We start from the raw sequence: 25,033 nt of genomic DNA on the forward strand, positions 1-25,033 counted from the left end.
AGGACCGTCAGCGACTCCTCCGCGCCCTCGGGGCCCACCGGCACCAGAGCCTTGGGCAGGGTGTCGGTGTAGGGGCGCAGACGCCGCCCGGCGCCCGCAGCCAGCACGAGGCCGATCATGCGGTTTCTCCTTCATCGTGTACGGCGGGCGCCCCGGCGGACACCCAGAAGCGGATGCTCTCGACGAGCACCACCACGGCGACGGCCACGGCGAGGACCGTGAGCGCGACCTTGAACTGAGAGGGGGTGAGCGCCGCCGCGAGGACAGCGACGAGCAGCGTCCGCCCCTCGTGCCCACCGATGGCGCGCACCAGCCAGGCCGGGGGCGCACCGGCGTTGCCGCGGATGCGGTACACCGTGTCGTAGTGATGGTAGGCGACGGCGGCCACCAGGCCGAAAGCCGCTGGAAGGGCTCCGTTCACGTCCGCTTGTGCCGCGAGGGCGAGGACGGTGCCGTACTCGGCGGCCCGGAAGAACGGCGGTACCAGCCAGTCGAGGGCGCCCTTGAGGGGGCGGGCGACGGCCAGGGCCGAGGCGAGGACGTACACCAGGGCGCCGGCGACCGGCAGGACGCCGCCGAAGTCGGTGAGGGCCGAGCAGGCCAGGACGGCCGCGCCGCCCAGCAGGGCCACGGCGGGCACGGCGAGCCCGGGCAGGCCCCGCTTCAGCACCCGCCGGACGGCCTCGGCGAGCGGACCGGAGTCGGCCAGGTCCGCCAGCGCCTGGGCCGCCCGGTCGGTGCGCCGCGCCTTGCGCGTCAAGGAGCGCAGCACGCGGCCCGCCGTGGTGTAGGTCGCCGCGAAGGCGCAGCCGACGAGCAGCGCGTAGAAGGTGATCCGCGGGGTCGTGGCCGCCGTCAGGATCGCGATCATGGCCCAGCGCTCGCCGATCGGCAGCACGATCATGCGGCGCACCCAGACCGTCCACCCGACGCTGTCGAGCTTGTCGGAGAGGGCGGCGGTGGGGCTGGTGTTGGCGGTGGCGTCGTGGTTGGCCTCGTTGAAGGAGAAGTCGACCACGTGCCGGCAGGTCTGGAGGATCATCGCGCCGAGCGCGAGGGCCCATACATCGTCATGGCCGCCGCGGGCCGCGCCGAGGGCGAGACCGGCGTAGTAGGCGTACTCCTTGGCCCGGTCGAAGGTGGCGTCGAGCCAGGCGCCGAGCGTGGAGTACTTCAGGGCGTAGCGGGCGAGCTGGCCGTCGGTGCAGTCCAGCACGAAGGAGGCGATGAGCAGCACGCCGGCGGCGACGAACCCGCCGCGGGTGCCGGTGGCCGCGCAGCCGGCCGCTATGAGGGCGGTGAGCAGGGAGGCCGTGGTGACCTGGTTCGGGGTCAGGCCCCGGCGGGCGCACCAGCGGGCGAGGTAGCGCGAGTACGGGCTGATGAAGAACGTGGTGAAGAAGCCGTCGCGGGACTTCACGGCCGACTTCAGGCGGACGGTCTCCTCGTCCACGGCGGCGACGGACTGCCGGGCCTCGTTGCGGGCCTGCGGATCGGCCGGGACGGCGGCCACCAGGCTGCCCAGCTCCGGCCGGTGCACCTCGCTGCCGTCGGCGTCGAGGGCCGTGACGATGCGGTCGGCCAGGCTGTCCACGGCGACCGCCGTGCCACCACCCGCGGAGGTCTCGCGGGCCAGGGCGCGGGTCAGCGCCTGCCGGGCGGCCGGCTGCGCGGTGACGGCGCCGGGGACGGCGGCGAGCGGGAAGCGCGGGTCGGTCAGGCCGAGGCGCAGGCTGTGCAGGTGACCGACGAAGCGGGCGTCGACCAGGGCCACGCGGTCCGTGGCGGGAGCGGCGGCGAGCAGGGTCTCCGCCTCGGAGGCGTCCACTGCCACCCGCACGTCGAAGCCGAGCGACCGCAGATCGTTCTCGAGCGACGATCCGGGGACCGGCGGACCGGTGACGATGGCGGTCGACAACCGAACTCACTCCCTGGGTGCCGGCGCGCGGGCGCCGGTCTTCTGCGTGGTGGGGCGCCCCTGCCTGCGGCACCCGGGCGGCATGTCGGCAGAGGTTATCGGATGGGTCGGAGCCCGTGTTCACCGGCCGTTCACGGGCCGGTCCACGGGGGCTGCCCCGGCCTTTGCCGCGATCATCATCGGGGATCCGGGGCCCCGCCCACAAACCCGTGGGGGCAGACCCGGGCATCCGGGACACCGGGCGGGCCGGGCATAGGGTGGGCGACCATGACGTGGCTGATCACCGGCGGAGCCGGATACATCGGGGCGCATGTGGCACGGGCCATGGCCGGTGCCGGGGAGAGCGTCGTGGCGCTGGACGACCTGTCGGCCGCCGTGCCCGCCCGGCTGCCCGCACAGGTCCCGCTCGTCGAGGGCTCGACGCTGGACGGGGAGCGGCTCAAGCGGGTCTTCGCCGAGCACGGCGTGACGGGTGTCGTCCATCTCGCGGCGCGCAAGCAGGTCGCCGAGTCCGTGGCCGAGCCCACCCGTTACTACCGGGAGAACGTCGGCGGCCTGGCCACGCTGCTGGACGCGGTCGCCGAGGCGGGCATCCGCCGACTGCTGTTCTCCTCGTCGGCGGCCGTGTACGGCAACCCCGACGTGGACCTGATCACCGAGGACACCCCGTGCGCCCCGGTGAACCCCTACGGCGAGACCAAGCTGGCCGGTGAGTGGCTGGTGCGGGCGGCGGGGCAGGCACACGGGATCTCCACGGTGTGCCTGCGCTACTTCAACGTGGCGGGCGCGGCCGCGCCGGAACTGGCGGACACCGGGGTGTTCAACATCGTGCCGATGGTCTTCGACCGGCTCACCCGCGACGAGGCCCCGCGGATCTTCGGCGCCGACTATCCGACGCCGGACGGCACCTGCGTCCGGGACTACATCCACGTGGCCGACCTCGCCGAGGCGCACCTGGCGGCGGCCCGGCGGCTCGCCGACGGGGACCTGGCCGGCGATCTGACGCTGAACGTCGGCCGGGGCGAGGGCGTCTCGGTGCGTGAGCTGATCGACGTCATCGGTGAGGTCACCGGGGACCGCCGGCCGCCCCTGGTGGAGGGGCGCCGCCCGGGAGACGCGCCGCGCGCGGTCGCCTCGGCCGAGCGGGCCGCCGAGGAACTGGGCTGGCGGGCCCGGCGCGGGGTGCGGGAGATGGTCGACTCGGCCTGGCAGGGCTGGCGGCTGCACCACGGCAACTGAGCCGAGCCCCCTGACCTGCGGATCGTTTCCGCAGGTCAGGGCACATGACAACGGTGTTCAGTGCCGCGTTGCCCGATACCCCCAGCCCGTAGTTCACTGGCTCCCTGACGGCACACGGAAGGGCGGTAGTCATGGGGGCAGGGCACGACCACGGGCATGCGCACGCCGCTGCGCCTGCCACGGGTACGGCCGCGGCCGCGTACCGGGGCCGGCTGCGCATCGCGCTGGGCATCACGCTCACGGTCATGGTGGTCGAGTTCGTCGGCGGCCTGGTCGCGGACTCCCTCGCGCTGATCGCGGACGCGGCGCACATGGCGACCGACGCGGTGGGCCTCGGCATGGCCCTGCTCGCGATCCACTTCGCGAACCGCCCGGCGAGCACCAACCGCACGTTCGGGTACGCCCGCGCCGAGATCCTCGCGGCGCTGGCCAACTGCCTGCTGCTGCTCGGTGTCGGCGGGTACGTCCTCTACGAGGCGATCGAGCGGTTCGTCACGCCCGCGGACACCCGGGGCGGCCAGATGATCGTGTTCGGTCTGGTCGGTCTGGTGGCCAACACGATCTCGCTGACCCTGCTGATGCGCGGGCAGAAGGAGAGCCTGAACGTGCGCGGCGCCTTCCTGGAGGTGGCCGCGGACGCGCTCGGCTCGGTGGCGGTGCTGATCTCGGCGGCCGTGATCCTGGCCACCGGCTGGCAGCCGGCCGACCCCATCGCCTCGCTGGTGATCGCGGTGATGATCGTGCCGAGGACGGTGAAGCTGCTGCGCGAGACGCTGGACGTGCTGCTGGAGGCGGCCCCGAAGAACGTCGACATGACGGAGGTCCGGGCGCACATCCTGGCGCTGGACGGGGTGGAGGACGTGCACGATCTGCACGCCTGGACGATCACTTCCGGCATGCCCGTGCTGTCCGCGCACGTGGTGGTCAGCTCCGAGGTGCTGAACGCCATAGGCAACGAGAAGATGCTGCACGAACTGCAGGGCTGCCTCGGCGACCACTTCGACGTGGAGCACTGCACCTTCCAGCTGGAGCCGGGCGGGCACGCGGAGCACGAGGCGCGGCTCTGCCACTGACCGCGGGAACTCCAGTTCGGCGCACCCCCGGACGGTTCTGTGCGACAGGTGCCGGGCAGCATGATCTACCGGGTCCCACTTCCGGTGCCGCGCCGCGCGCGTACGTGCCGGGAAGTGCCGGGAGTGCCGGATTCGTACGGCAGACTTGGGGTGCGAAGACCGAGGCGAAGGATGGGTATGCCGATCACACCTGCCACCGCGACGCACAGCTCGTCGAAGGGCACCGCAGAGGCGATTTTGCTGGAACTGGTCGACGAGAAGGGTATGACGATCGGTACGGCGGAGAAGCTCGCCGCCCATCAGCCACCGGGGCAGCTGCACCGCGCGTTCTCCGTGTTCCTCTTCGACGAGCAGGGCCGGCTGCTGCTCCAGCAGCGGGCCCTCGGCAAGTACCACTCGCCCGGTGTGTGGTCCAACACCTGCTGCGGCCACCCCTACCCCGGTGAGGCGCCGTTCGCGGCGGCGGCCCGGCGCACGCACGAGGAGCTGGGCGTGTCCCCCTCGCTGCTGGCGGAGGCGGGCACGGTCCGCTACCACCACCCGGACCCGGCCTCGGGGCTGGTGGAGCAGGAGTACAACCACCTGTTCGTCGGCCTGGTGCAGGCGCCGCTCGCGCCGGACGCGGAGGAGATCGCCTCGACCGCCTTCGTCACGGCGGCCGAGCTGGCTCAGCGGCACGCCCGGGATCCGTTCTCGGCCTGGTTCATGACCGTGCTGGACGCGGCCCGCCCGGCGATCAAGGAGCTGACGGGCCCGTCCGCAGGCTGGTAGCCCTCGGCCGTCCCTACATGAGGATCGCGGGTTTGAGCGGCATGGCGGCCCAGATCACCTTGCCCCCGCTCGCCGTGTGCTCCACGTCGACCACCCCGCCCGCCTCCCGGGCCACCTCGCGGACCAGGAGCAGCCCCCGGCCGCCCGTCTGGCCGTGATCGGCCTCCAGGGCGGTCGGGCGGTAGGGATGGTTGTCCTCCACGGACACCCGCACCCACTCGGCGCCGACGGCCACCTCCACGGCCAGCATCGGCGACAGCAGCGCCGCGTGCTTGACCGCGTTCGTGACCAGCTCGGAGACGATCAGCAGCAGGCCGTAGCTCAGCTCGTCGGAGACCGGTACGCCCTGGCGCAGCAGCAGGTCGCGTACCGCGCGCCGCGCCTGCGGGACCGAGGCGTCCACGGCGGGCGCGGTGAACCGCCAGACGCCTTCGTACGGCAGTGGGTCGGGCGGCCGCTCGGCGCCCCCCGCTGGGCGCGGGTCGTCCCCGCGCCCGTGGTTGTCCATCGTCCGGTCGCCACCCTCGCGCTCGATTGTCACCACACGTCGAGTGTTGGTAACGATCCGCTCCGGCCCGGATACCTGAACAGAAGTCAGCTGGTATCGAACGGATCTGACCGTTGGCGTATGACATGGTCACTTGAAGGACTGTTCCTGTCTGCCCCGCACGCCGGTTCGCGAACTCTTCGTCTTGTAGGAGTCCGGCGCGCACGAGGAGCAGACCGAGTCGTACCTCACTCCGGGCCTCTCGATCGGCGGCACGGTGCGGCGGATAGCATCCGGCGCATGGAGCCCCAGCTGTCGCACCGGGTCGTCGACTCCGTCGCCACCGTCGTGATCCGCCACCCGGCCAAGCGCAACGCCATGACGGCCGCGATGTGGCGGGCGCTGCCGCCGCTGCTGGACCGGTTCGCGCACGACCCGGGCGTCCGGGCGCTGGTGCTGACCGGGGAGGGCGGGACCTTCTGCGCGGGCGCGGACATCTCCACGCTCCAGGACTCGCCCCAGGAGGCACAGGGGCTCGCGGTGGCGGCCGAGGAGGCCCTGGCCGCGTTCCCGAAACCCACCCTCGCCGCGGTGCGCGGGCACTGTGTGGGCGGTGGTGCGCAGCTCGCGGCGGCCTGCGATCTGCGACTGGCGCAGGAGGGCGCGCTGTTCGGGGTGACACCGGCCCGGCTGGGCATCGTCTACCCCGCCTCCTCGACCCGGCGGCTGGTGTCGCTGGTGGGTCCGGCCACCGCGAAGTACCTGCTGTTCACTGCCGACTTGATCGACGCTCGGCGCGCCCTGCGCACCGGGCTCGTGGACGAGGTGCTGCCCGAGGGCGAACTGGACGATCGGGTCGCCGAGTTGACCCGGACCCTGGCGTCCCGCTCGCAGCTCACCCAGGCCGCCGCGAAGGAATTCGCGAACGGCCGGACCGACCGGGACGGGCACTGGGCGGAGCAGGCGCGCGGCGGCGGCGACACCGCGGAGGGGGTCGCCGCGTTCCTGGAGCGCAGGCGGCCGCGCTTCACCTGGAGCGTGTCTACGTCAGAATGAACCGGCTGTGCCCGCGGAGTTCGGCGACCAGGTGTGCGGGAGCCTTCTCCGGGGAGCCGGCGTCGTACGGCGGCTGCGGGTCGTACTCGGTGGCGAGCTGGACGGCCTGGGCGTAGTCGTCGCCGGCGATCCTGCCGAGCAGTGCGAGGCCCATGTCGATGCCGGCGGAGACACCGGCCGCGGTGACGTACTTGCCGTCGAACACGACCCGTTCGCCGGTGGGCCGCGCGCCGTACCGCTCCAGCATGTCGAGGGCGAGCCAGTGCGAGGTGGCGCGACGACCGGTGAGCAGACCGGCGGCGGCCAGCAGCAGCGAGCCGGTGCACACCGAGGTGGTCCAGGTGCTGGTGGCGTCGGCGGTGCGCAGCCAGTCGAGCAGGGGCGCGTGGTCCATCAGGGCGTGCTGTCCGGGACCGCCCGGCACGATGACGAGGTCCGGGGACGGTACGTCGGTGAGGGCCCGGTCGGCGGTGATCGCGAGGTTCCCGGTGTCCGTGCGCACCGGTCCGGTCTCCTCGGCGACGAAGACCGTCCGCGCGTCCGGCAGCCGGCCGAGGGTCTCGTAGGGGCCCACGGCGTCCAGGGCGGTGAACCGGTCGTAGAGGACGATGGCGATCTGCATGTGTTCTCCCCTTGCGTCGGACGGGTGTCGGTGGATCAGGGGGCGGGCGCCGGGCGGAACCGGCGCCGGTACTCGGCCGGGGAGGCGCCGAGGGCGCGCACGAAGGCGCGGCGCATGGCCTCGGGGGTGCCGTAGCCGCTGGCGCGGGAGATCTCCTCGATGCCGTCGGCGGTGTCCTCCAGCAGGCGGCGGGCGTGCTCGAGGCGGACCCGGTCGACGTAGCGGCCGGGTGTCGTCCCGGTCTCGGCATGGAAGGCGCGGGCGAAGTGACGCGGCGACAGGGCGGCGCGGGCGGCCAGCGCGTCGACACCGAGGTCGCCGTCCGGGTGCTCGGTGATCCACTGCTGGACGTCCCGGAGCGGTCCGCGCCGGGCGGTCTGGGCGGCCAGCTGGGCGCTGAACTGGGCCTGGTTCCCCGGTCTGCGCAGGAACACCACCAGATGGCGGGCGACGGTCAGCGCGGCGTCCCGGCCCAGGTCCTCCTCCACCAGCGCGAGGGCGAGGTCGATGCCCGCGGTCACGCCGGCCGAGGTGGCCACGTCCCCGTCCCGTACGAAGATCGGGTCGGGGTCGACCCGGACGGCGGGATGGTCCCGGGCGAGCTTCTCGCAGTACGCCCAGTGCGTCGTGACCCGGCGGCCGTCCAGGAGCCCGGCACGGGCGAGCAGGATCGCTCCGGTGCACACGGAGACCAGGCGCCGCGCGCGCGGGCCGTGGCCCCGCAGCCACGCCACCAGCCGCGGGTCGGGGCTGCGGGTGCCCTCGCCGCCCGGGACCACCAGGGTGTGCGGTCCGTCCGCGTCCGCCAGGGAGCCGTCCGGTACGAGGGTCAGCCCGCTGGAGGTGCGCACCGGGCCGCCGTCCAGGGACGCCGTACGGATGCGGTAGGAGCCCGGGATGCGCCTCTCGGCACCGGTGAACACTTCCAGAGGACCGGTGACGTCGAGGCTCTGGACGCCGTCGAAGACGACGATCAGGACGGTTCGCTGTGCCATGACCGCGATTCTTGGCGGGTCCGGGCATGGCCGCAACGACGCGTTTCCCACCTTTCCTGCCACGCGGGGTTCCAGCGGGCTCCGCGGAGGTACCCGTTCCCTGTCCGGTCACCGGGACCGGGCGGAAGGGAGAGGGTTTCGTGTTCCGTGCCATCGCAGACGTGTTGCGCCAGATCGGCGGGGCCATCGCCACGGTGGTGACGCTTCCGTTCCGGGCCGTGGCCCGGTTGTTCGGCGGGGCTTCGTCCTCCGCCCGCGGGAGCCGCGCCTGAGATCTGGACCCGGCGGCCCGCCGCGCGCCGCCCTGATCCCCGATTGTCGGCGCCACCTGCCACAATTGCCGCGCAACCTCAGTGGAGAAGGCGGTACGGGATCGTGACGACACCCGGATCCATCGAAGTAGGGTCCATCGAAGGCAGGATCGCCGAGGAACTCGGCGTACGGGAGCGGCAGGTGAAGGCCGCGGTCGAGCTGCTCGACGGCGGTTCGACGGTGCCCTTCATCGCCCGCTACCGCAAGGAAGCGACCGAGATGCTCGACGACGCGCAGCTGCGCACGATCGAGGAGCGGCTGCGCTATCTGCGGGAGCTCGAGGAGCGGCGGACCGCGATCCTGGAGTCGGTGCGCGAGCAGGGCAAGCTCACCGAGGAGCTGGAGGCGCGGATCCGGGGCGCCGAGACGAAGGCGCGCCTGGAGGACATCTACCTGCCCTACAAGCCCAAGCGGCGTACGAAGGCGCAGATCGCGCGCGAGGCGGGCCTGGAGCCGCTCGCGGAGGGCCTGCTGGGCGACCCGACGGTCGAGCCGCTGGCGGCCGCGGCCGCGTTCGTGGCCGCGGACAAGGGCGTCGCCGATGCGCAGGCCGCGCTGGACGGCGCGCGGGCGATCCTCACCGAGCGGTTCTCGGAGGACGCCGACCTGATCGGCGAGCTGCGCGAGCGCATGTGGGTGCGCGGGCGGCTGGCCGCCAAGGTGCGCGAGGGCAAGGAGGAGGCGGGCGCCAAGTTCGCCGACTACTTCGACTTCGCCGAGCCCTTCACCGAGCTGCCCTCGCACCGGATCCTGGCGATGCTGCGCGGCGAGAAGGAGGAGGTCCTGGACCTCGTCCTGGAGCCGGAGGAACCGGCTGAGTCCTCATCGGTTCCGTCCTCGTACGAGGGGATCGTCGCCTCGAGGTTCGGGATCGCCGACCGGGGCCGGCCCGCCGACAAGTGGCTGACGGACACGGTCCGCTGGGCCTGGCGCACCCGCCTCCTCGTCCACCTGGGCCTCGACATCCGGTTGCGGCTGCGGACCGCCGCCGAGGACGAGGCGGTGAACGTCTTCGCCGCGAACCTGCGCGACCTGCTGCTGGCCGCGCCGGCCGGCACGCGCGCGACACTCGGCCTGGACCCCGGGTTCCGTACGGGAGTGAAGGTCGCGGTGGTCGACGCGACCGGCAAGGTCGTCGCGACGGACGTGATCTACCCGCACGTCCCGGCCAACAAGTGGGACGAGGCGATCGCCAAGCTGGCGCGGCTCGCCGAGGAGCACGCGGTCGAGCTGGTCGCCATCGGCAACGGCACGGCGTCCCGGGAGACCGACAAGCTCGCCGGTGAACTGATCTCCAAGCACCCGGAGCTGAAGCTCACCAAGGTGATGGTCTCCGAGGCGGGCGCGTCCGTGTACTCGGCGTCGCAGTACGCCTCGCAGGAACTGCCCGGCATGGACGTCTCGCTGCGCGGCGCGGTCTCCATCGCCCGGCGTCTGCAGGACCCGCTGGCCGAGCTGGTGAAGATCGACCCGAAGTCCATCGGTGTCGGCCAGTACCAGCACGACCTGTCCGAGGTGAAGCTGTCCCGCTCGCTGGACGCGGTCGTCGAGGACTGCGTCAACGGCGTCGGTGTGGACGTCAACACCGCGTCCGTGCCGCTGCTCTCGCGGGTGTCGGGCATCTCCGCCGGGCTCGCCGAGAACATCGTCGCGCACCGGGACCAGAACGGGCCGTTCCGTTCCCGCTCGGAGCTGAAGAAGGTGGCGCGGCTCGGCCCGAAGGCGTACGAGCAGTGCGCGGGCTTCCTGCGCATCCGAGGCGGCGACGACCCGCTGGACTCCTCCAGCGTGCACCCGGAGGCCTACCCGGTGGTGCGCCGGATGGTGAAGACCACGGGCCAGGAGGTGGCCTCCCTCATCGGGAACACCGGCGTGCTGCGCTCGCTGCGGCCCGCCGACTTCGTGGACGACACCTTCGGTCTGCCGACCGTCACCGACATCCTCAGGGAGCTGGAGAAGCCGGGCCGCGATCCGCGTCCCGCCTTCAAGACGGCCACCTTCAAGGAGGGCGTGGAGAAGATCTCCGACCTGTCCGCCGGGATGGTCCTGGAAGGCGTGGTCACGAACGTGGCCGCCTTCGGCGCCTTCGTGGACATCGGCGTCCACCAGGACGGTCTGGTGCACGTCTCGGCGATGTCCAAGACGTTCGTCAAGGACCCGCGGGATGTCGTGAAGCCGGGTGACATCGTCAAGGTGAAGGTCCTGGACGTGGACATCCCGCGCAAGCGGATCGCGCTGACCCTGCGCCTGGACGACGAGGCCGCCCCGCAGGGGCAGGGCGGCGGCCGGCAGCAGCGCGGGGGCGGCGCCCGGCCGCCCCAGCAACGGCAGGGCGGTCAGGGACAGCGACAGGGCGGTCAGGGTCAGCGGCAGGGCCGTGCTGGCGGTGACCGGGGCGGACGGCAGGCGCCGGCCCCGGCCAACAGCGCGATGGCCGACGCGCTGCGCCGGGCGGGCCTGCTGGACCCCAAGAAGCGCTGACCGGACGAGGGCCGGAGCCATGCCGCTCCGGCCCTCGTCCCGGCCGACAACCCCTGCCCCGAGAGCCCCTGGCCGCCGCCCGCTGGGCCCATCGCCCCGGCCGGGCACCGGCCCGGGCCCAGGGCCTGTCTGACCATTCGCGTCGTTGCGCGCGGCAGACGGGAGTGGTCAGACAGGCCCTAGCGCTCGGTCACCTTGCCGTCCGCCACCTCGAGGCGACGGGTCACCCGGACCGCGTCCAGCATGCGCCGGTCGTGGGTGACCAGGAGCAGCGTGCCCTCGTAGGCGTCGAGGGCCGACTCCAGTTGTTCGATGGCCGGCAGGTCGAGGTGGTTCGTCGGCTCGTCCAGCACGAGGAGGTTGACGCCCCGGCCCTGGAGCAGCGCGAGGGCGGCACGGGTGCGCTCGCCCGGGGAGAGGGTCGCGGCCGGGCGCAGTACGTGCTCGGATCTCAGGCCGAACTTGGCGAGCAGGGTACGGACGTCGACGGGGTCGGTGTCGGGGACGGCCGCGCGGAAGGCGTCGAGCAGCGTCTCCGGGCCGTGGAAGTGTCCCCGGGCCTGGTCGACCTCGCCGACCAGGACCCCCGAGCCGAGGGCGGCATGCCCGGAGTCGAGCGGGACGCGGCCCAGCAGCGCACCGAGCAGGGTGGACTTCCCGGCTCCGTTCGCTCCGGTGACCGCGACCCGGTCCGCCCAGTCGATCTGCAGGGACACCGGGCCGAAGGTGAAGTCGCCGCGCCTGACCTCGGCGTCCCGCAGGGTCGCGACCACGGCGCCGGAGCGCGGAGCGGCCGCGATCTCCATGCGCAGCTCCCACTCCTTGCGGGGCTCCTCGACCACGTCCAGGCGCTCGATCATGCGCTGGGTCTGCCGGGCCTTGGCGGCCTGCTTCTCACTGGCCTCGCTGCGGAACTTGCGGCCGATCTTGTCGTTGTCGTTGCCGGCCTTGCGCCGGGCGTTCTTCACGCCCTTGTCCATCCAGGACCGCTGCGTCCGGGCCCGGTCCTCTAGGGCGTACTTCTTCCCCTCGTACTCCTCGTAGTCCTCGCGGGCGTGCCGGCGGGCCACCTCGCGCTCCTCCAGGTAGGCCGCGTAGCCGCCGCCGTAGAGGTTGATCTGCTGCTGGGCGAGGTCGAGTTCGAGGACCTTGGTGACGGTGCGGGTGAGGAACTCGCGGTCGTGGCTGACGACGACCGTGCCCGCGCGCAGGCCGGTGACGAAGCGTTCCAGGCGCTCCAGGCCGTCGAGGTCGAGGTCGTTGGTGGGCTCGTCGAGCAGGAAGACGTCGTAGCGGGACAGCAGGAGGGAGGCGAGGCCGGCGCGGGCCGCCTGGCCGCCGGACAGGGAGGTCATCGGCTGGTCCAGGTCCACGGCGAGGCCGAGGGAGTCGGCGACCTCCTCCGCACGCTCGTCCAGGTCGGCGCCGCCGAGACCGAGCCAGCGTTCCAGCGCGGTCGCGTAGGCGTCGTCGGCGCCGGGCGCGCCGTCGACCAGCGCCTGGGTCGCCTCGTCCATCACGCGCTGCGCCTCGGTGACGCCGGTGCGGCGGGCCAGGAATGCCCGGACGGTCTCCCCCGGCCTGCGCTCGGGCTCCTGCGGCAGGTGGCCGACGGTCGCGGTCGGCGGGGACAGCCGCAGTTCGCCCTGCTCGGGTGCGGTGAGCCCGGCGAGCAGGCGGAGCAGGGTGGACTTGCCCGCACCGTTGGCGCCGACCAGCCCGATCACGTCGCCGGGCGCGACGACGAGGTCGAGACCGGAGAAGAGGGAGCGGTCGCCGTGCCCGGCGGCGAGGTTCTTGGCGACGAGGGTGGCAGTCATCAGAACGCCGATCCTAATGGGCCGGACGCCCGGGTATCAGCGGGGTTTCCCCGGGCCGGACGCGCCCACCTGCGGCACCGGTGTCGCGAGGACGCCCTGGGCGGTCCGGGCGACGAGGTACGCCTCCCCCTTGACCGCTCCGGGGTCCAGGGGGAGGCGGTGCCAGGCCGGGCTCCAGGGTGCCGTCGAACACGTCGTGGCGGTGGGTGCGGTGCAACCGGTCGAGACGGTACGCGGTGACGCGCACCCGGCACGGGGAGGCCACCTCGATCTCCGCGGTGTCGTCCCCGGCGGTCAGGCCGGTCAGCCGGCGCTGTGACACCGGGCTTCGGTCCAGAGCGTGCTCGATCTGTGCGACGAGCAGCGGAACGATCGGGGCCAGGCCGTCCACGTGGGCCACCTCGACCCCGGCACGGTCGAACGCCTCCAGCACGGCTGCCCGTTCCGCCTCGCCGACCGCGCGGCCGAAGGCGACGGCGCCGTACCCGCGCAGTTCTTCCGCGGGGACGCCCCGGGCGTCCTGGGTGATGTCGGCGCCGATCCCGATGGTGCGCAGTGCGGCGGCCAGCCTGGCGAGTACGGCGACCCGGGCGCCGATCAGCAGGACCCTGCGACGGGGCGCGGATGGGCCGTCGGCGCCGTCGATCAGCGCGGCCAGGGCCGCGCGGTACTCGGGGCCGTGGAAACGGAACGGCCCTATGCCGTGGTAGCCGTTGAGTTCCAGGTCGGCGGTGTCGTCCGTCTGCCAGGCGAAGTCCCGCCAGATGTAGTCCTCGCCGTCCTGCTCGATGACGGCGGTGACCGCACCGCAGGCCAGGTCCTCGCACTCGGGGCAGCCGTAGATGACGAACCGGCCGTCGGGCAGCGGTGGTTCGACCTCCAGGAGCAGGGCGCGCACGTGCTCGGTGAAGATGGCCGGCGGGACGTCCGAGGCGAGCGGCGAGACGGCGTCCAGGTCGGACAGCCGGAACAACAGCGGACGGCCGTCCACTACGAAGTCCACGAAGTCGCGGTGGATCCGGTAGCCGCCGTCGGCCAGGACGTCGCCGGCACGCATCGCCGGTGCCAGGCCGAAGGTCGCGTATGCGGCAGACATGCTGTGAGTATCCCCACACCGGGACGGATGTGAGCGCTGCATGATATATTCGGCCGGGCAGGGCCTATCGTCCTCGCGTGGAGAGCGAGCCGAGTGACGAAGTGATCGTGGTCGGTGGCGGGGTCGCCGGGTTGACGACGGCCGTGGTGCTGGCCGAGTCCGGGCGGCGGGTCCGGGTGTGGGCGCGGGAGCCCGCCGGGCGTACGACCTCGGCGGTCGCCGGCGGCCTGTGGTGGCCGTACCGCATCGAACCGGAGCCGCTGGTCGGTGCGTGGGCGCTGGAATCCCTCCAGGTGTACGAGGAGTTGGCGGCGCGCCCGGAGGAGACGGGCGTACGCCTGGTCGACGGCGTACATCGGGGGACCGGGCTGGACGAACTGGGTGAGTGGGCGGGGCGGGTGCCGGGGCTGCGGGCGGTGGCCGACGGGCTGGCGGCCCGACTGCCCGTGATCGACATGCCGGCGCATCTGGCGTGGTTGCGGGAGCGGCTGGTGAAGGCCGGAGGGACGGTGGAGCGGCGCGAGGTGACCGACCTGACCGCGGTGCCCGCCGCGGTGGTGGTCAACTGCACCGGACTGGGGGCTCGTTCACTGGTGCCGGACCCTGCTGTGCGTCCGGTGCGCGGGCAACTGGTGGTCGTGGCGAACCCCGGCATCGACACCTGGTTCACCTCGGTCGACCACGGGTCCGCGGCCTCCACCTACTTCATACCGCAGCCCGGCGGACTTCTCCTCGGCGGTACGGCCGAGGAGGACGACTGGTCGCTGGAACCGGACCCGGACACCGCCGCGGCGATCGTCGCCCGCTGCGCGGCGGTCCGGCCGGAGATCGCGGGCGCGCGGGTGCTGGCCCACCGGGTGGGACTGCGACCGGCCCGCGACGCCGTACGACTGGAACGGCAGCCCCTGCCGGACGGCCGCGCGCTGGTGCACAACTACGGCCACGGCGGCGCCGGGATCACGGTGGCCTGGGGCTGCGCCCGCGAGGCCGCCGACCTGGCGTCCCCGACCACCTGAACACCGACCACGCCGAGGACCGGGGCGACATCCCGACCACCCGAGCCCCCGCCCCGACAGGAACCGGGACGGCACCCAGCCCTCAACAGGCAAAGACCGGGACGGCAACCCGGCCACCCGAGCCCTCAGCCGGAAAAGACCGCGGCGGCGACCCGACCACCCGAGCCCACACCGGCAGGAACCGGGACGGCACCCAGCCCTCGACAGACCGGGGCGGTGACCCGACCGCCCGAACCCTCCACCCGGCAGGAACCGGGACGGCCGTCCGAGCCCTCAGCGGGAAAAGATCGCGGCGGCTCCCGACCATCCGAGCCGACACCAGGCAGGGACCTGGAGCGCAGCCCAGCCCTCAACCGACAAAGACCGGGACGGTGACCCGACCGCCCGAACCCCCCACCCGGCAGGACCGGGACGGCACGCCGACCCCCCTCAACAGGCAAAGACCGGGACGGCAACCCGGCCACCCGAGCCCTCAGCCGGAAAAGACCGCGGCGGCGACCCGACCCCCGAGCCCACGCCCCGGCAGGGACCCGGAGGGCAGCCCTGCCGTCCGAGGCACCGGGCCGGCGGAGATCGGGGCGGCTTTCTGGGGGTCCGGCTCGTCAGCCCGGCGGGTGCTCGTCAACGTGGGCGCCGGCCGGGGGCGCGGGCTGCCCTCCCCCGGCCGCCTCTGCCGTCAGGGCGTGGGGATGTGCTGGGCGGTGTGGGGGGTGCGGACGCCGTTCAGGGTGGTGGGCCTGGGGGCCGGGGAGGAGGAACTGCCGGTGGTGGCGCGGGTGAAGGCCGGCGCGCCGCCGACCAGGGGGAGCTTCGCGCTGGTGCCGGACAGGGACACGGTGAGGGTCGGCTTCGTGGACGGTGGGTCGATGAGGTCCTTGTCCGTGCCGGCGACGATCAGGGCCAGCCGGTGCCCCTGGGGGACGACGTGGTCGGTGGCCGCGAGGTCGAGGGTGATCGTGTACGCCGTGCCCGGGGTGAGCGGGACACCCTTGCCGAGGGAGGCGTGGTGGCCGAGGTCGGCCCAGCCGCGGCTGAACACGGTGTAGTCGACGTCGGCCGTCCTCGCCTCGGTCTCCTTGAAGCAGGCGCTGTCCCCGGCCGTGCTCTCGCCCCAGCAGGTGCGGTCGGTGAGCGTGGTGATGCCCTCGGCGTTGTCGGCGTAGTCACGGATGGTGTCGGGGCCGAGGTCGACCAGGACGGCGGTCAGGTGGGCCGAGGTCGTGGTCGCAGTGGCGGTGACCGTCACCTGGGAGGAGCCGGACAGGCGCAGGTCCCGGGTGAGCGGTGCCGTGAGGAAGCCGGCCTTCTCCGGTGTGGACGTGGTGAGGTGGGCGGCCCAGTCGGTCTCGCTCAGCTTCGGGTCGTCGGTGAAGGTCTCGGTGCCGCCCGCCCGGCGCGTGCCGAGGGTGCCGACGCCGGCCTGCGTGCCGGGGGCGGGGTGCAGGGTGGTGGCGCGGGTGCCGTGCGGCGGCCATGCCCGGGACGTGACCCATTGGTCGGGGTGGCGTTCGACGTCGGCCATCGGCTCGCGGTCGATGCCGTTGTCGTAGCCGAGGAGTTCATGGTCGAACCAGCGGTGCAGGGTGTCGACCCAGGCGCCGCGCCGGTAGTCGAAGGGGTCGACGTGCCCGGTCTGGGACAGCCAGATCTTCCGCTCGACGCCGTGCCGGGCGAGCGCGTCCCACCACTGGCCGAAGTGCTTGGTACGGACGTTGAGGTCCTGCATGCCGTGCACGACGAACACGCTGGCGCGCACCCGGGCCGCGTCCTTGACGTAGTCCCGCTCGGTCCACAGCGGGGTCCAGTCGCCGCTGGACGGGCTGCCGTCGGCGAGCTTCTTCCGCACGGCCGCGCAGTGGGCCTGCGCGTCGTCGCTCTCGACGTAGCCGGCCAGTTCGTCGGGGCCGCCGTCGTAGAGCGGGGCGCCCTGGGCGAAGTAGTAGTCGTACCAGGAGGAGATGGCGCTGATCGGGACGATGGTCTTCAGCCCCTTGACGCCGGTGGCGGCGACGCCGTTGGCGATCGTGCCGTCCCAGCTCTTGCCGATCATGCCGGTGCGGCCGTCGGTCCAGCCGGCCTTGACCGGTGTGCCGCCGGTACGGCTGGTGTACGCCTCGGCGCGGCCGTTGAGCCAGTCGACGACGGCCTTCGCGGACTGGATGTCGGAGCGGCCGCCGACGTCGACGCAGCCGTCGGAGCGGTTGGTGCCCATGAGGTCCACCCCGACGAAGGCGTAGCCGCGGGGCACGAAGTAGTTGTCGTAGAACAGCGGCATCTGGACGACGTGGCCGTCGGCGTCGTACGTCTTCAGCTGGCTCTCGTTGCCGCGCCCGCAGCAGGAGTAGTACGGGCTGGCGTCCATGATGACCGGCACCTTGCGGCCCTGCCGGGCCGGTTCGGCGGGTCGCACGATGTCGGCGGCGACGCGGTCGGTCCTCCCGTCGCCGTCCCCGTCGAGTCCCGTGTCGACCCACACGGACTCGCGGACGGCGTCGGCGTAGGAGTAGACGGGCCGGCTCTCGCGCGGCGGCGCGGCGTGTGCGGCGGCCGGGGTGAGGAAGAGGGCCGTCAGGGTGGCGACGGCCGCTGCGGCGAGCGTTCTCCAGATCGTGAGGCGCGTGCGTGTCGGCATGCGCGGACGGTACTCCGGTGAACTCCCGCACAAAAGGGGGCATCTGAGGGACGAGCGGCGCTCGTGACGGCTGAATGGCGATCGTGTGACAGAAGGGGCCATGGACAGGTCAGGTGCCACAGGGACTGAATAGGCTCCGAACGGACTTCTCCGAACGGACTTACGGTCCTGACGACTTGGAGCTGACGTGCACCGCAGAATCATCGCGCCGGGCGCACTCGCGGCGGCCTCCCTCCTGCTGGCGATCCCGGCATCGGCCGCGAGCTACTCCCCCGGCGCGCCGGGCATCGGCGATCCCTACTACCCGTACTACGGCAACGGCGGCTACGACGTCTCGCACTACGACCTGAGGCTGCAGTACCAGCCGAGGACGGACGAGTTGCAGGGCACGGCGACCATCCTGGCGAGGACCACGCAGGATCTGTCCCGCTTCGACCTGGACTTCCTGCTGGACGTCAGCGAGGTGCGGGTCAACGGCGCGAAGGCGGCCTTCGCAACCTCGGGCCAGCACGAACTGGTCGTCACCCCGAAGACACCGCTCGCGAAGGGCACGCCGATCACGGTGGTCGTCCGCTACAGCGGGGTGCCGTCGGTGAAGAGCGCGTACGGCTTCACCTCCTGGCACCGCACGCCCGACGGCGGCGTGGCCGCCAACGAGCCCGAGGCCGCCTGGTGGTGGTTCCCGAGCAACGACCACCCGCTCGACAAGGCGACCTACGACGTGTCGGTGGCCGTGCCGGACGGCACCCAGGCCATCTCCAACGGCACACTGCAGTCGGCCGTCTCGAAGCTGGGCTGGACCCGCTACAACTGGCGGCAGAACAAGCCGCAGGCGACCTATCTGGCCACGCTCGCGCTCGGCAAGTTCGACATCACCACCAGCACCTCCGACGGCGGTGTGCCCGTCATCAACGCCTACAGCAAGGACCTCGGCGACAACGACGGGGCCGCGCGGGCGAGCGTGGAGCGCACCGGGGAGATCGTCGACTGGCTGAGCGGCTACTTCGGGCCGTATCCGTTCGGTTCGGCCGGCGGGTACGTGCCGAACACCACCACCGGGTACGCGCTGGAGAACCAGACCCGCGTGTACTACAGCCCGCGGCAGTTCGCGAACGGCTCGAACACCTCGGTCGTCGTGCACGAGCTGGCCCACCAGTGGTACGGCGACGACGTGTCGCTGAAGGACTGGAAGGACATCTGGATCAACGAGGGCTTCGCCCGGTACGCGCAGTGGCTGTGGTCCGAGCACGAGGGCGAGGGCACCGCGCAGGAACTCGCCGACTACGTGTACGCCTCGCACCCGGCCGACGACGCGTTCTGGACGGTCGAGCCCGGTGACCCGGGTCCGGACAACCAGTTCGACATCGCCGTCTACGACCGTGGCGCGCTGGCCATCCAGGCGCTGCGCAACGAGATCGGTGACGACGCGTTCTTCGCGATCCTGAAGGGCTGGCCGAAGGAGCACGCGTACGGCAACGCCTCGGTGGCCGACTTCCAGAAGTACGCCGAGCAGGTGTCCGGCAAGCCCCTGTCCGCGCTGTTCGGCACCTGGCTGTTCCAGCCGTCGAAGCCGGCGGCGCCCGCGGCCCGGTCCCTGGTGAAGACCGGTACGGCCGTCGCACAGCCGACGTCGTGGAAGAAGATCGAGGCCACGAACGGCGTCCACGGGCACTGAGCCCACCGGGCGCCTCACCGAATGGGTCAGGCCGCCCGCCGCAGCAGTTCGTCCCGGCCTATCGCGTCCGCGCGGGAGGCCGGGACGGTGCACGCGTAGGCGCCCGCGATCGCCCCGTACCGGGCGCATCGCTCGGGCGGCGCGCCGGTGAGCCGGCCGTAGAGGAACGCGGCGGCGAAGGCGTCGCCCGCGCCGTTGGAGTCGACAACCGGTCCGGGCGGGGTCACCGCGGGTACCTTCGTCAGTTCGCCGTCGGCCAGCAGGTACGCGCCCTGGGCTCCGGCGGTGGCGACGACGGTCTCGGCCCGGCCGCGTTCGGCGATGCGCCGCATGGTCCGCTCGGGGTCGGTCAGGGCGGCGGCGGACAGGAAGACGACGTCGGCCGCGTGGGCGAACGGCTCGTGGTACGGGTTCTCGCCGTCCCAGTCGTGCAGGTCCGTGGAGAGCGGCACGCCGGTCTCGCGGAGGACCGGCAGGGCGTGGGCGCACGGCTGGGTGATGGTCACGTGGACGTGCCGTCCGGCGGCGGCCAGCTCGCGCAGCGTGGCCTCGGGGAAACGGTCGTCGGGACGGGCGCGGCTGGTGTCGTACAGGGACAGGCGGCGGCCGTCCGGGCCGACCAGGTTGACCGCGCGCTTGGTGCCGGCGGGCTGCGGGAGCGCGGTGAGCGCGATGCCGTGCTCGCGGTGCAGGGCGCGGACGAGGTCGCCCTCGGGGTCGTCGCCGAGCAGGTCGAGGTGGTGGGTGTCCAGGCCGAGCGTGGCCAGGCCCAGGGCGACGAAGTCACCGGTCTGCCCGGCCCGGGTGCGGATCCCGGAGTCGATCATGTAACTGTCCGCGTACGGCAGGGGCAGCTCGGGGACGGGGACGATCGTGTCCACCCCCGCCCCGCCCAGCACCAGAACATCGATGCGTCCGCTCATGCGCCGCCCTCCCCGTGGTCGTACACCGTCATCGCGATCCCCCGCCGCACCAGACGTCCGGTGACGAGGGGCTCTGTGCGGGACCGCTTGCCGCCCGCAGGCCGCAGCCTATGCGGGGCAGGTGCACGGACGCGCCGAGTTCGGTCACTTCGCCGGCGAGACGGCCGAGGGCGGTGTCGATCGCCTCGTAGCGGACGGGGACGCCCTTGCTGCCGGTCCTGGTCCCGCGCTGTCCGATCATGGTGGCCACCCACACATTCCGCTCGGCCTGCACCAGCTGGACCGCGCCCAGGGCGAAGATCCCGGACATGACGCCACCGTAGGCGATGCCGCTGACAGTGGTGTGGGGGCCGCTACTCGGACGGCGTCGACATCTGCGTCAGCTCCTGGTCGGTGCCGCGGGTCACCCGGCGGCGGACGCCGAACCAGCCGGCGACCAGCATGGCGGCGATCACAGGGATGAGGAGCAGGGTCTTGCGGCCGACCTCGGGGTCGTTCCCCATCATGCCGAGGCAGACCAGCAGGAAGGTGATGGTGGCGATCTCGGTGACCGGGCTGAACTTCAGCTGGAAGTGCGGCCGGGCCACCAGGCCCGCGCGGGCGCGGCGGACGAAGATCAGGTGACAGATCATGATGATCACCCAGGTGCTGATGATGCCGAGGGAGGCGACGTTCAGCACGATCTCGAAGGCCTGGCTGGGCATCAGGTAGTTCAGGCCGACGCCGAGCACGCAGACCGCGCAGGTCAGCAGGATGCCGCCGTAGGGGACCTGGCTGCGGTTCATGCGGGCGGTGAACTTCGGCGCCGAGCCGGCCGTCGCCATCGAGCGCAGGATGCGGCCGGTGGAGTACAGGCCCGAGTTCAGCGAGGACATGGCCGCGGTCAGCACGACCAGGTTCATCACGTCGCCGGCCGCCGGGACACCGATCTTGGACAGCACGGTCACGAACGGGCTCTGGTCGGCGGAGTACACCGAGCCGGGCAGCAGCAGGGCGAGCAGCACGACGGAGCCGACGTAGAACAGGCCCACGCGCCACATGATCGAGTTCACCGCGCGCGGGACGACCTTCTCCGGCTCGGCGGTCTCACCGGCGGCGACGCCGACCAGTTCCAGGGCGGCATAGGCGAAGATCACGCCCTGCATGACCAGGACGACCGGCATCAGGCCGTGCGGGAACAGGCCGCCGTGGTCGGTGACGACGCTCAGGCCCGGCTTGGTGCCGTCGACGTCGTGCTGGGTGGCGAGCAGGAAGATGCCGACGAACATGAAGCTCACCAGGGTGGCGACCTTGATGATCGCGAACCAGAACTCCATCTCGCCGAAGATCTTCACCGAGATCAGGTTCACGGCGAGGACCACCGCGAGGGCGATCAGCGCCAGCACCCACTGGGGGATGGAGGTGAACATGCTCCAGTAGTGCGTGTAGAGCGCGATCGCGGTGATGTCGGCGATGCCGGTGGTCGACCAGTTCAGGAAGTACATCCAGCCGGCGACGTAGGCGCCCTTCTCGCCGAGGAACTCGCGCGCGTAGCTCACGAAGGAGCCGGAGGACGGGCGGTACAGGACCAGCTCACCGAGCGCGCGGACCACGAAGAAGGCGAAGACTCCGCAGACCAGGTAGGCCAGCGCGAGCGCCGGGCCCGCGTTGTGCAGGCGGCCGCCGGCGCCCAGGAAGAGGCCGGTGCCGATGGCGCCGCCGATGGCGATCATGTTGACGTGGCGGGCCTTGAGGTCCTTGCTGTAACCGGCGTCGCCCGCGTCCGCGGGCGTCCGGGTCACCTGGGGACGGGGGGTGGCCTGTGCCGATTCCACGGCTTCCTTGCTCACGGGTGGTTCCACTTCCTGGTGCGCCCGGACCTCGTGGGCCCGGGGTTCGTGCAGGTCTTGGCCCGCACCACCCTTGTGTCGCGGCACAGACCAAGGCAGCAGCTTCCCAGGAGGATCTGCCGGTATGCGATGTCCCACGTCACACCGCGGTACTTCTCACATGTCCTCCGCAGGTTTCACACCGTTGGTGAGACAGCGATACTGCTGTACATGACGACCGATGCCGAGGAGACGTCCCTCACCGTCGACGAGCTGGCCGCGCGGGCGGGCGTCACGGTCCGCACCGTCCGTTTCTACGGCAGCAAGGGGCTGCTCCCGCCGCCGGTGATCGGTCCGCGCCGGGTGGGTCACTACGGGCCCGGTCATGTGGCCCGGCTGGCCCTCATCGAGGAGTTGCAGCAGCAGGGCATGACCCTGGCGGCGATCGAGCGGTATCTGCGGCAGCTGCCGCCCGATCTCACGCCGCACGATCTGGCGATCCACCGCGCGGTGGTCGCGTCCTGGGCGCCGGACGCGGTGGAGACGGTGTCGCGCCGGGAACTGGAGCGGCGGGCGGGACGGCCGCTGGGCGAGGAGGACGTGGAGCGGCTGGCGGCGATGAACGTCGTCGTGCCGGGGGACGACGACACGTTCCGGGTGGACGCCGGGCTGCTCCGGCTCGGCGTCCAGCTCCTCGACGTACCGCTGTCGCAGGAGGCGATCCTCGCGGCGCGCAAGGTGCTCGTGGAGCACTCGCGCGCCGCCGCCCGCGAACTCTCCCAGCTCTTCCGCGGCGAGGTGGCGGAGCGTGCCGCCCGGGACGTGAAGTCCCTGTCGGCGCACATGCACCCCTTGGTGGTGCAGGCGCTGCTGACCACTTTCCAGCGATCGCTGCGGGAAGAGCTGAGCGAGTGGCTGACCGGGTCAGGAACGGGCTGAGTCGCTGAACCGCTCCCCCTTCTCCGCCTTGTGCACGAGCAGCGCGGGCGGGGTGAAGCGCTCCCCGTAGCGCTCGGCGAGTTCCCGCGCGCGGGCCACGAATCCGGGCAGGCCGCCTTCGTAGCCGTTGATGTACTGGAGCACGCCGCCGGTCCAGCCGGGGAAGCCGATGCCGAGGATGGAGCCGATGTTGGCGTCGGCGACGGAGGTCAGGACGCCCTCTTCGAGGAGGCGGACGGTGTCGAGCGCCTCGGCGAAGAGCATGCGCTCCTGCATGTCCCGGAACGGGATCTCGTGTCCGGGCTTCGTGAAGTGCTCGCGCAGGCCCGGCCAGAGCCCGGCGCGCTTGCCGTCCTCCGCGTAGTCGTAGAAGCCGGCGCCGCCGCTGCGCCCGGTGCGGCCGAACTCGTCGACCATGCGGTCGATGACCGCCTCGGCCGGGTGCGCGGTCCAGGTGCCGCCCGACGCCTCCACGGCCCGCCTGGTCTCGTTACGGATCTTGCGCGGGAGGGTCAGGGTCAGCTCGTCCATGAGGGAGAGCACCTTGGCGGGGTAGCCGGCCTGGGCCGCGGCCTGCTCCACGGAGGCGGGCTCGACGCCCTCGCCGACCATGGCGACGCCCTCGTTGATGAAGTGGCCGATCACCCGGGAGGTGAAGAAGCCGCGCGAGTCGTTGACGACGATCGGCGTCTTGTTGATCTGCCGGACCAGGTCGAAGGCCCGGGCGAGGGCCTCGTCTCCGGTGCGCTCGCCCTTGATGATCTCGACCAGCGGCATCTTGTCGACGGGTGAGAAGAAGTGCAGCCCGATGAAGTCGGCCTGGCGCTCCACGCCCTCGGCGAGGGTGGTGATCGGCAGCGTGGAGGTGTTGGAGCACAGCAGCGCGTCCGGGGCGACGACCGACTCGATCTCCTGGAACACCTTGTGCTTGAGGGTCGTGTCCTCGAAGACGGCCTCGATGACCGCGTCGCAGCCGGCGAGGTCGGCCGCCTCGGCGGTGGGTGTGATCCGGGCGAGCAGCGCGTCGGCCTTCTCCTGGCTGGTACGGCCCTTGGCGACGGCCTTGGCGCACAGCTTCTCGGAGTAGCCCTTGCCCTTGACGGCCGCGTCCACGGAGACGTCCTTCAGGACGACGTCGATGCCCGCGCGGGCGCACGAGTAGGCGATGCCGGCGCCCATCATGCCGGCGCCGAGGACGGCGACCTTGCGGACCGGGCGGGGCTCGATGCCCTGCGGCCGGTTCGCGCCGGAGTTGACGGCCTGGAGGTCGAAGAAGAACGCCTGGATCATGTTCTTCGAGGTCTGTCCGGCGGCCAGCTCCACGAAGTAGCGGGCCTCGATGACCTGGGCGGTCTCGAAGTCGACCTGGGAGCCCTCGACGGCCGCGGCGAGGATGTTGCGCGGGGCCGGGTACGGGGCGCCGCCCGTCTGCTTGCGCAGGGTCGCCGGGAAGGCGGGCAGGTTGGCGGCGAACTTCGGGTTGGCCGGGGTGCCGCCGGGGATCCTGTAGCCCGGCTTGTCCCAGGGCTGCTGGGACTCGGGGTTGGCGTCGATGAACGCGCGGGCCTTGGCGAGCAGTTCCTCCGGCGTGGCGGCGACCTCGTGGACGAGACCGTTCTCCTGGGCGCGCCGCGCGTTGTACTGCGTGCCCTGGAGGAGCACCTTCAGCAGCGCGTCGGCGATGCCCAGCAGCCGCACGGTGCGGACGACTCCACCGCCGCCGGGCAGCAGGCCGAGGGTGACCTCGGGGCAGCCGATCTTGGTGCCGGAGGTGTCGAGGGCCACCCGGTGGTGGCAGGTGAGGGCCAGTTCGAAGCCGCCGCCGAGGGCCGCGCCGTTGATCGCCGCGACGACCGGTTTGCCGAGGGTCTCGATGCGGCGCAGGTTCCGCTTGATGGCGAGGCCGCCGTCGAACAGCTCCTGCGCGGTGTCGGGCGTGACCCGGATCAGGTCGCGCAGGTCGCCGCCCGCGAAGAAGGTCTTCTTCGCGGAGGTGAAGATGATGCCCCGGACGGAGTCCTTCTCGGCCTCCAGCCGGTCGGTGATCGCGGCGAGGGAGTCGCGGAACGCCTGGTTCATGGTGTTCGCGGACTGGTCGGGGTCGTCCAGGACGAGGGTGACGACACCGGTGTCGTCCTGCTCCCAGCGGATGGTGGTGCTCTCGGTCATG

19 protein-coding genes and 2 pseudogenes are annotated in these 25,033 nt (G+C 72.2%); 9 read left to right on the plus strand and 12 right to left on the minus strand.

Annotated features, from left to right (window positions below; genetic code table 11):
- Together ACGFRF_RS04455 and ACGFRF_RS04460 are read right to left on the minus strand one after the other, a co-directional pair.
- Positions 1–119: sugar phosphate nucleotidyltransferase (locus ACGFRF_RS04455; protein ID WP_393737663.1), on the minus strand; the 119-nt coding region annotated here is incomplete at its 3' end.
- Positions 116–1,918 carry a DUF5941 domain-containing protein gene (locus ACGFRF_RS04460; RefSeq protein WP_393737106.1) on the minus strand — a complete coding sequence of 601 codons (1,803 nt, stop codon included), beginning with the start codon at positions 1,916–1,918 and terminating at the stop codon, positions 116–118. The genes ACGFRF_RS04455 and ACGFRF_RS04460, both read right to left, overlap by 4 nt.
- Positions 1,919–2,185: 267 nt before the next feature.
- On the opposite strand from ACGFRF_RS04460, the gene galE reads away from it, so the two are divergent.
- From galE to idi, 3 genes are all read left to right on the plus strand, one after another.
- A complete protein-coding gene (galE, locus tag ACGFRF_RS04465) occupies positions 2,186–3,157 on the plus strand; it encodes a UDP-glucose 4-epimerase GalE (RefSeq protein WP_393737107.1) in 972 nt (323 codons plus the stop codon).
- A 131-nt stretch (positions 3,158–3,288) separates the two neighbouring features.
- Entirely contained in the window at positions 3,289–4,230 is a 942-nt protein-coding gene (locus ACGFRF_RS04470) for a cation diffusion facilitator family transporter (RefSeq protein ID WP_393737108.1), read from the plus strand.
- 177 nt (positions 4,231–4,407) lie between these two features.
- A complete protein-coding gene (gene idi / locus ACGFRF_RS04475) occupies positions 4,408–5,001 on the plus strand; it encodes an isopentenyl-diphosphate Delta-isomerase (protein ID WP_393737109.1) in 594 nt (197 codons plus the stop codon).
- 13 nt (positions 5,002–5,014) lie between these two features.
- Here the strand turns inward: idi and ACGFRF_RS04480 are convergent, their stop codons facing one another.
- Positions 5,015–5,509, minus strand: coding sequence for an ATP-binding protein (locus ACGFRF_RS04480; RefSeq protein WP_393737664.1), 495 nt, complete (start codon positions 5,507–5,509; stop codon positions 5,015–5,017).
- A gap of 279 nt (positions 5,510–5,788) precedes the next feature.
- Between ACGFRF_RS04480 and ACGFRF_RS04485 the strand changes: the two genes are divergently transcribed.
- The gene (locus ACGFRF_RS04485; protein ID WP_393737110.1) at positions 5,789–6,544 is read left to right on the plus strand and encodes an enoyl-CoA hydratase/isomerase family protein; all 756 of its coding nucleotides are present in this window, start codon (positions 5,789–5,791) and stop codon (positions 6,542–6,544) included.
- Here the strand turns inward: ACGFRF_RS04485 and ACGFRF_RS04490 are convergent.
- The gene (locus tag ACGFRF_RS04490) at positions 6,531–7,166 is read right to left on the minus strand and encodes a DJ-1/PfpI family protein (protein WP_393737111.1); all 636 of its coding nucleotides are present in this window, start codon (positions 7,164–7,166) and stop codon (positions 6,531–6,533) included. The two genes, ACGFRF_RS04485 and ACGFRF_RS04490, sit on opposite strands and share 14 nt — an antisense overlap.
- A gap of 35 nt (positions 7,167–7,201) precedes the next feature.
- Positions 7,202–8,161 carry a GlxA family transcriptional regulator gene (locus tag ACGFRF_RS04495; RefSeq protein ID WP_393737112.1) on the minus strand — a complete coding sequence of 320 codons (960 nt, stop codon included), beginning with the start codon at positions 8,159–8,161 and terminating at the stop codon, positions 7,202–7,204.
- A gap of 140 nt (positions 8,162–8,301) precedes the next feature.
- On the opposite strand from ACGFRF_RS04495, the gene ACGFRF_RS04500 reads away from it, so the two are divergent.
- Together ACGFRF_RS04500 and ACGFRF_RS04505 are read left to right on the plus strand one after the other, a co-directional pair.
- A complete protein-coding gene (locus tag ACGFRF_RS04500; RefSeq protein WP_251095718.1) occupies positions 8,302–8,433 on the plus strand; it encodes an LPFR motif small protein in 132 nt (43 codons plus the stop codon).
- A gap of 103 nt (positions 8,434–8,536) precedes the next feature.
- Positions 8,537–10,954, plus strand: coding sequence for a Tex family protein (locus ACGFRF_RS04505; protein ID WP_393737113.1), 2,418 nt, complete (start codon positions 8,537–8,539; stop codon positions 10,952–10,954).
- Positions 10,955–11,133: 179 nt separating this feature from the next.
- Here the strand turns inward: ACGFRF_RS04505 and ACGFRF_RS04510 are convergent, their stop codons facing one another.
- Both ACGFRF_RS04510 and ACGFRF_RS04515 read right to left on the minus strand, forming a co-directional pair.
- Positions 11,134–12,774 (minus strand): ABC-F family ATP-binding cassette domain-containing protein, encoded by a 1,641-nt coding sequence (locus ACGFRF_RS04510; protein ID WP_393737114.1) that lies wholly within the window; start codon positions 12,772–12,774, stop codon positions 11,134–11,136.
- Positions 12,775–12,810: 36 nt separating this feature from the next.
- Positions 12,811–13,870 (minus strand): annotated as a pseudogene (locus ACGFRF_RS04515) (oxidoreductase).
- A gap of 101 nt (positions 13,871–13,971) precedes the next feature.
- On the opposite strand from ACGFRF_RS04515, the gene ACGFRF_RS04520 reads away from it, so the two are divergent.
- Positions 13,972–14,886: an FAD-dependent oxidoreductase gene (locus ACGFRF_RS04520; protein ID WP_393737665.1), complete on the plus strand. Its 915-nt coding sequence runs from the start codon at positions 13,972–13,974 to the stop codon at positions 14,884–14,886.
- Between the two features lie 676 nt (positions 14,887–15,562).
- Here the strand turns inward: ACGFRF_RS04520 and ACGFRF_RS04525 are convergent.
- Positions 15,563–17,518 (minus strand): Xaa-Pro dipeptidyl-peptidase, encoded by a 1,956-nt coding sequence (locus ACGFRF_RS04525; RefSeq protein WP_393737115.1) that lies wholly within the window; start codon positions 17,516–17,518, stop codon positions 15,563–15,565.
- Between the two features lie 187 nt (positions 17,519–17,705).
- Between ACGFRF_RS04525 and ACGFRF_RS04530 the strand changes: the two genes are divergently transcribed.
- Positions 17,706–19,193 (plus strand): M1 family metallopeptidase, encoded by a 1,488-nt coding sequence (locus tag ACGFRF_RS04530; protein ID WP_393737116.1) that lies wholly within the window; start codon positions 17,706–17,708, stop codon positions 19,191–19,193.
- Between the two features lie 26 nt (positions 19,194–19,219).
- Here the strand turns inward: ACGFRF_RS04530 and ACGFRF_RS04535 are convergent, their stop codons facing one another.
- The 3 genes and pseudogenes from ACGFRF_RS04535 to ACGFRF_RS04545 form a co-directional block, all read right to left on the minus strand.
- A complete protein-coding gene (locus tag ACGFRF_RS04535; protein ID WP_393737117.1) occupies positions 19,220–20,116 on the minus strand; it encodes an adenosine kinase in 897 nt (298 codons plus the stop codon).
- Positions 20,113–20,414 (minus strand): annotated as a pseudogene (locus tag ACGFRF_RS04540) (Appr-1-p processing protein); the annotation flags it as partial. The pseudogene ACGFRF_RS04540 and the gene ACGFRF_RS04535, both read right to left, overlap by 4 nt.
- Positions 20,415–20,469: 55 nt before the next feature.
- Positions 20,470–21,945, minus strand: a complete 1,476-nt coding sequence (locus ACGFRF_RS04545; RefSeq protein ID WP_393737118.1) for an amino acid permease — start codon at positions 21,943–21,945, stop codon at positions 20,470–20,472.
- A 210-nt stretch (positions 21,946–22,155) separates the two neighbouring features.
- Between ACGFRF_RS04545 and ACGFRF_RS04550 the strand changes: the two genes are divergently transcribed.
- Positions 22,156–22,863 carry a MerR family transcriptional regulator gene (locus ACGFRF_RS04550; RefSeq protein WP_393737119.1) on the plus strand — a complete coding sequence of 236 codons (708 nt, stop codon included), beginning with the start codon at positions 22,156–22,158 and terminating at the stop codon, positions 22,861–22,863.
- Here the strand turns inward: ACGFRF_RS04550 and ACGFRF_RS04555 are convergent.
- Complete coding sequence (locus ACGFRF_RS04555; protein ID WP_393737120.1) at positions 22,849–25,032, minus strand: 3-hydroxyacyl-CoA dehydrogenase NAD-binding domain-containing protein; 2,184 nt, start codon at positions 25,030–25,032, stop codon at positions 22,849–22,851. The genes ACGFRF_RS04550 and ACGFRF_RS04555 overlap by 15 nt on opposite strands.
- Between the last annotated feature and the right edge of the window lies 1 nt (position 25,033).

The sequence above is a fragment of the Streptomyces sp. NPDC048521 genome, assembly GCF_043199855.1.
In the GTDB taxonomy this organism is placed as follows: domain Bacteria; phylum Actinomycetota; class Actinomycetes; order Streptomycetales; family Streptomycetaceae; genus Streptomyces.

Bases quoted from the DNA above. Each gene is read 5' to 3' on its own strand.
- galE (WP_393737107.1), top strand. From the start codon at position 2,186: ATGACGTGGCTGATCACCGGCGGAGCCGGATACATCGGGGCGCATGTG.
- ACGFRF_RS04470 (WP_393737108.1), top strand. From the start codon at position 3,289: ATGGGGGCAGGGCACGACCACGGGCATGCGCACGCCGCTGCGCCTGCC.
- idi (WP_393737109.1), top strand. From the start codon at position 4,408: ATGCCGATCACACCTGCCACCGCGACGCACAGCTCGTCGAAGGGCACC.
- ACGFRF_RS04480 (WP_393737664.1), bottom strand. From the start codon at position 5,509: ATGGACAACCACGGGCGCGGGGACGACCCGCGCCCAGCGGGGGGCGCC.
- ACGFRF_RS04485 (WP_393737110.1), top strand. From the start codon at position 5,789: ATGGAGCCCCAGCTGTCGCACCGGGTCGTCGACTCCGTCGCCACCGTC.
- ACGFRF_RS04490 (WP_393737111.1), bottom strand. From the start codon at position 7,166: ATGCAGATCGCCATCGTCCTCTACGACCGGTTCACCGCCCTGGACGCC.
- ACGFRF_RS04495 (WP_393737112.1), bottom strand. From the start codon at position 8,161: ATGGCACAGCGAACCGTCCTGATCGTCGTCTTCGACGGCGTCCAGAGC.
- ACGFRF_RS04510 (WP_393737114.1), bottom strand. From the start codon at position 12,774: ATGACTGCCACCCTCGTCGCCAAGAACCTCGCCGCCGGGCACGGCGAC.
- ACGFRF_RS04525 (WP_393737115.1), bottom strand. From the start codon at position 17,518: ATGCCGACACGCACGCGCCTCACGATCTGGAGAACGCTCGCCGCAGCG.
- ACGFRF_RS04535 (WP_393737117.1), bottom strand. From the start codon at position 20,116: ATGAGCGGACGCATCGATGTTCTGGTGCTGGGCGGGGCGGGGGTGGAC.
- ACGFRF_RS04550 (WP_393737119.1), top strand. From the start codon at position 22,156: ATGACGACCGATGCCGAGGAGACGTCCCTCACCGTCGACGAGCTGGCC.
- ACGFRF_RS04555 (WP_393737120.1), bottom strand. From the start codon at position 25,032: ATGACCGAGAGCACCACCATCCGCTGGGAGCAGGACGACACCGGTGTC.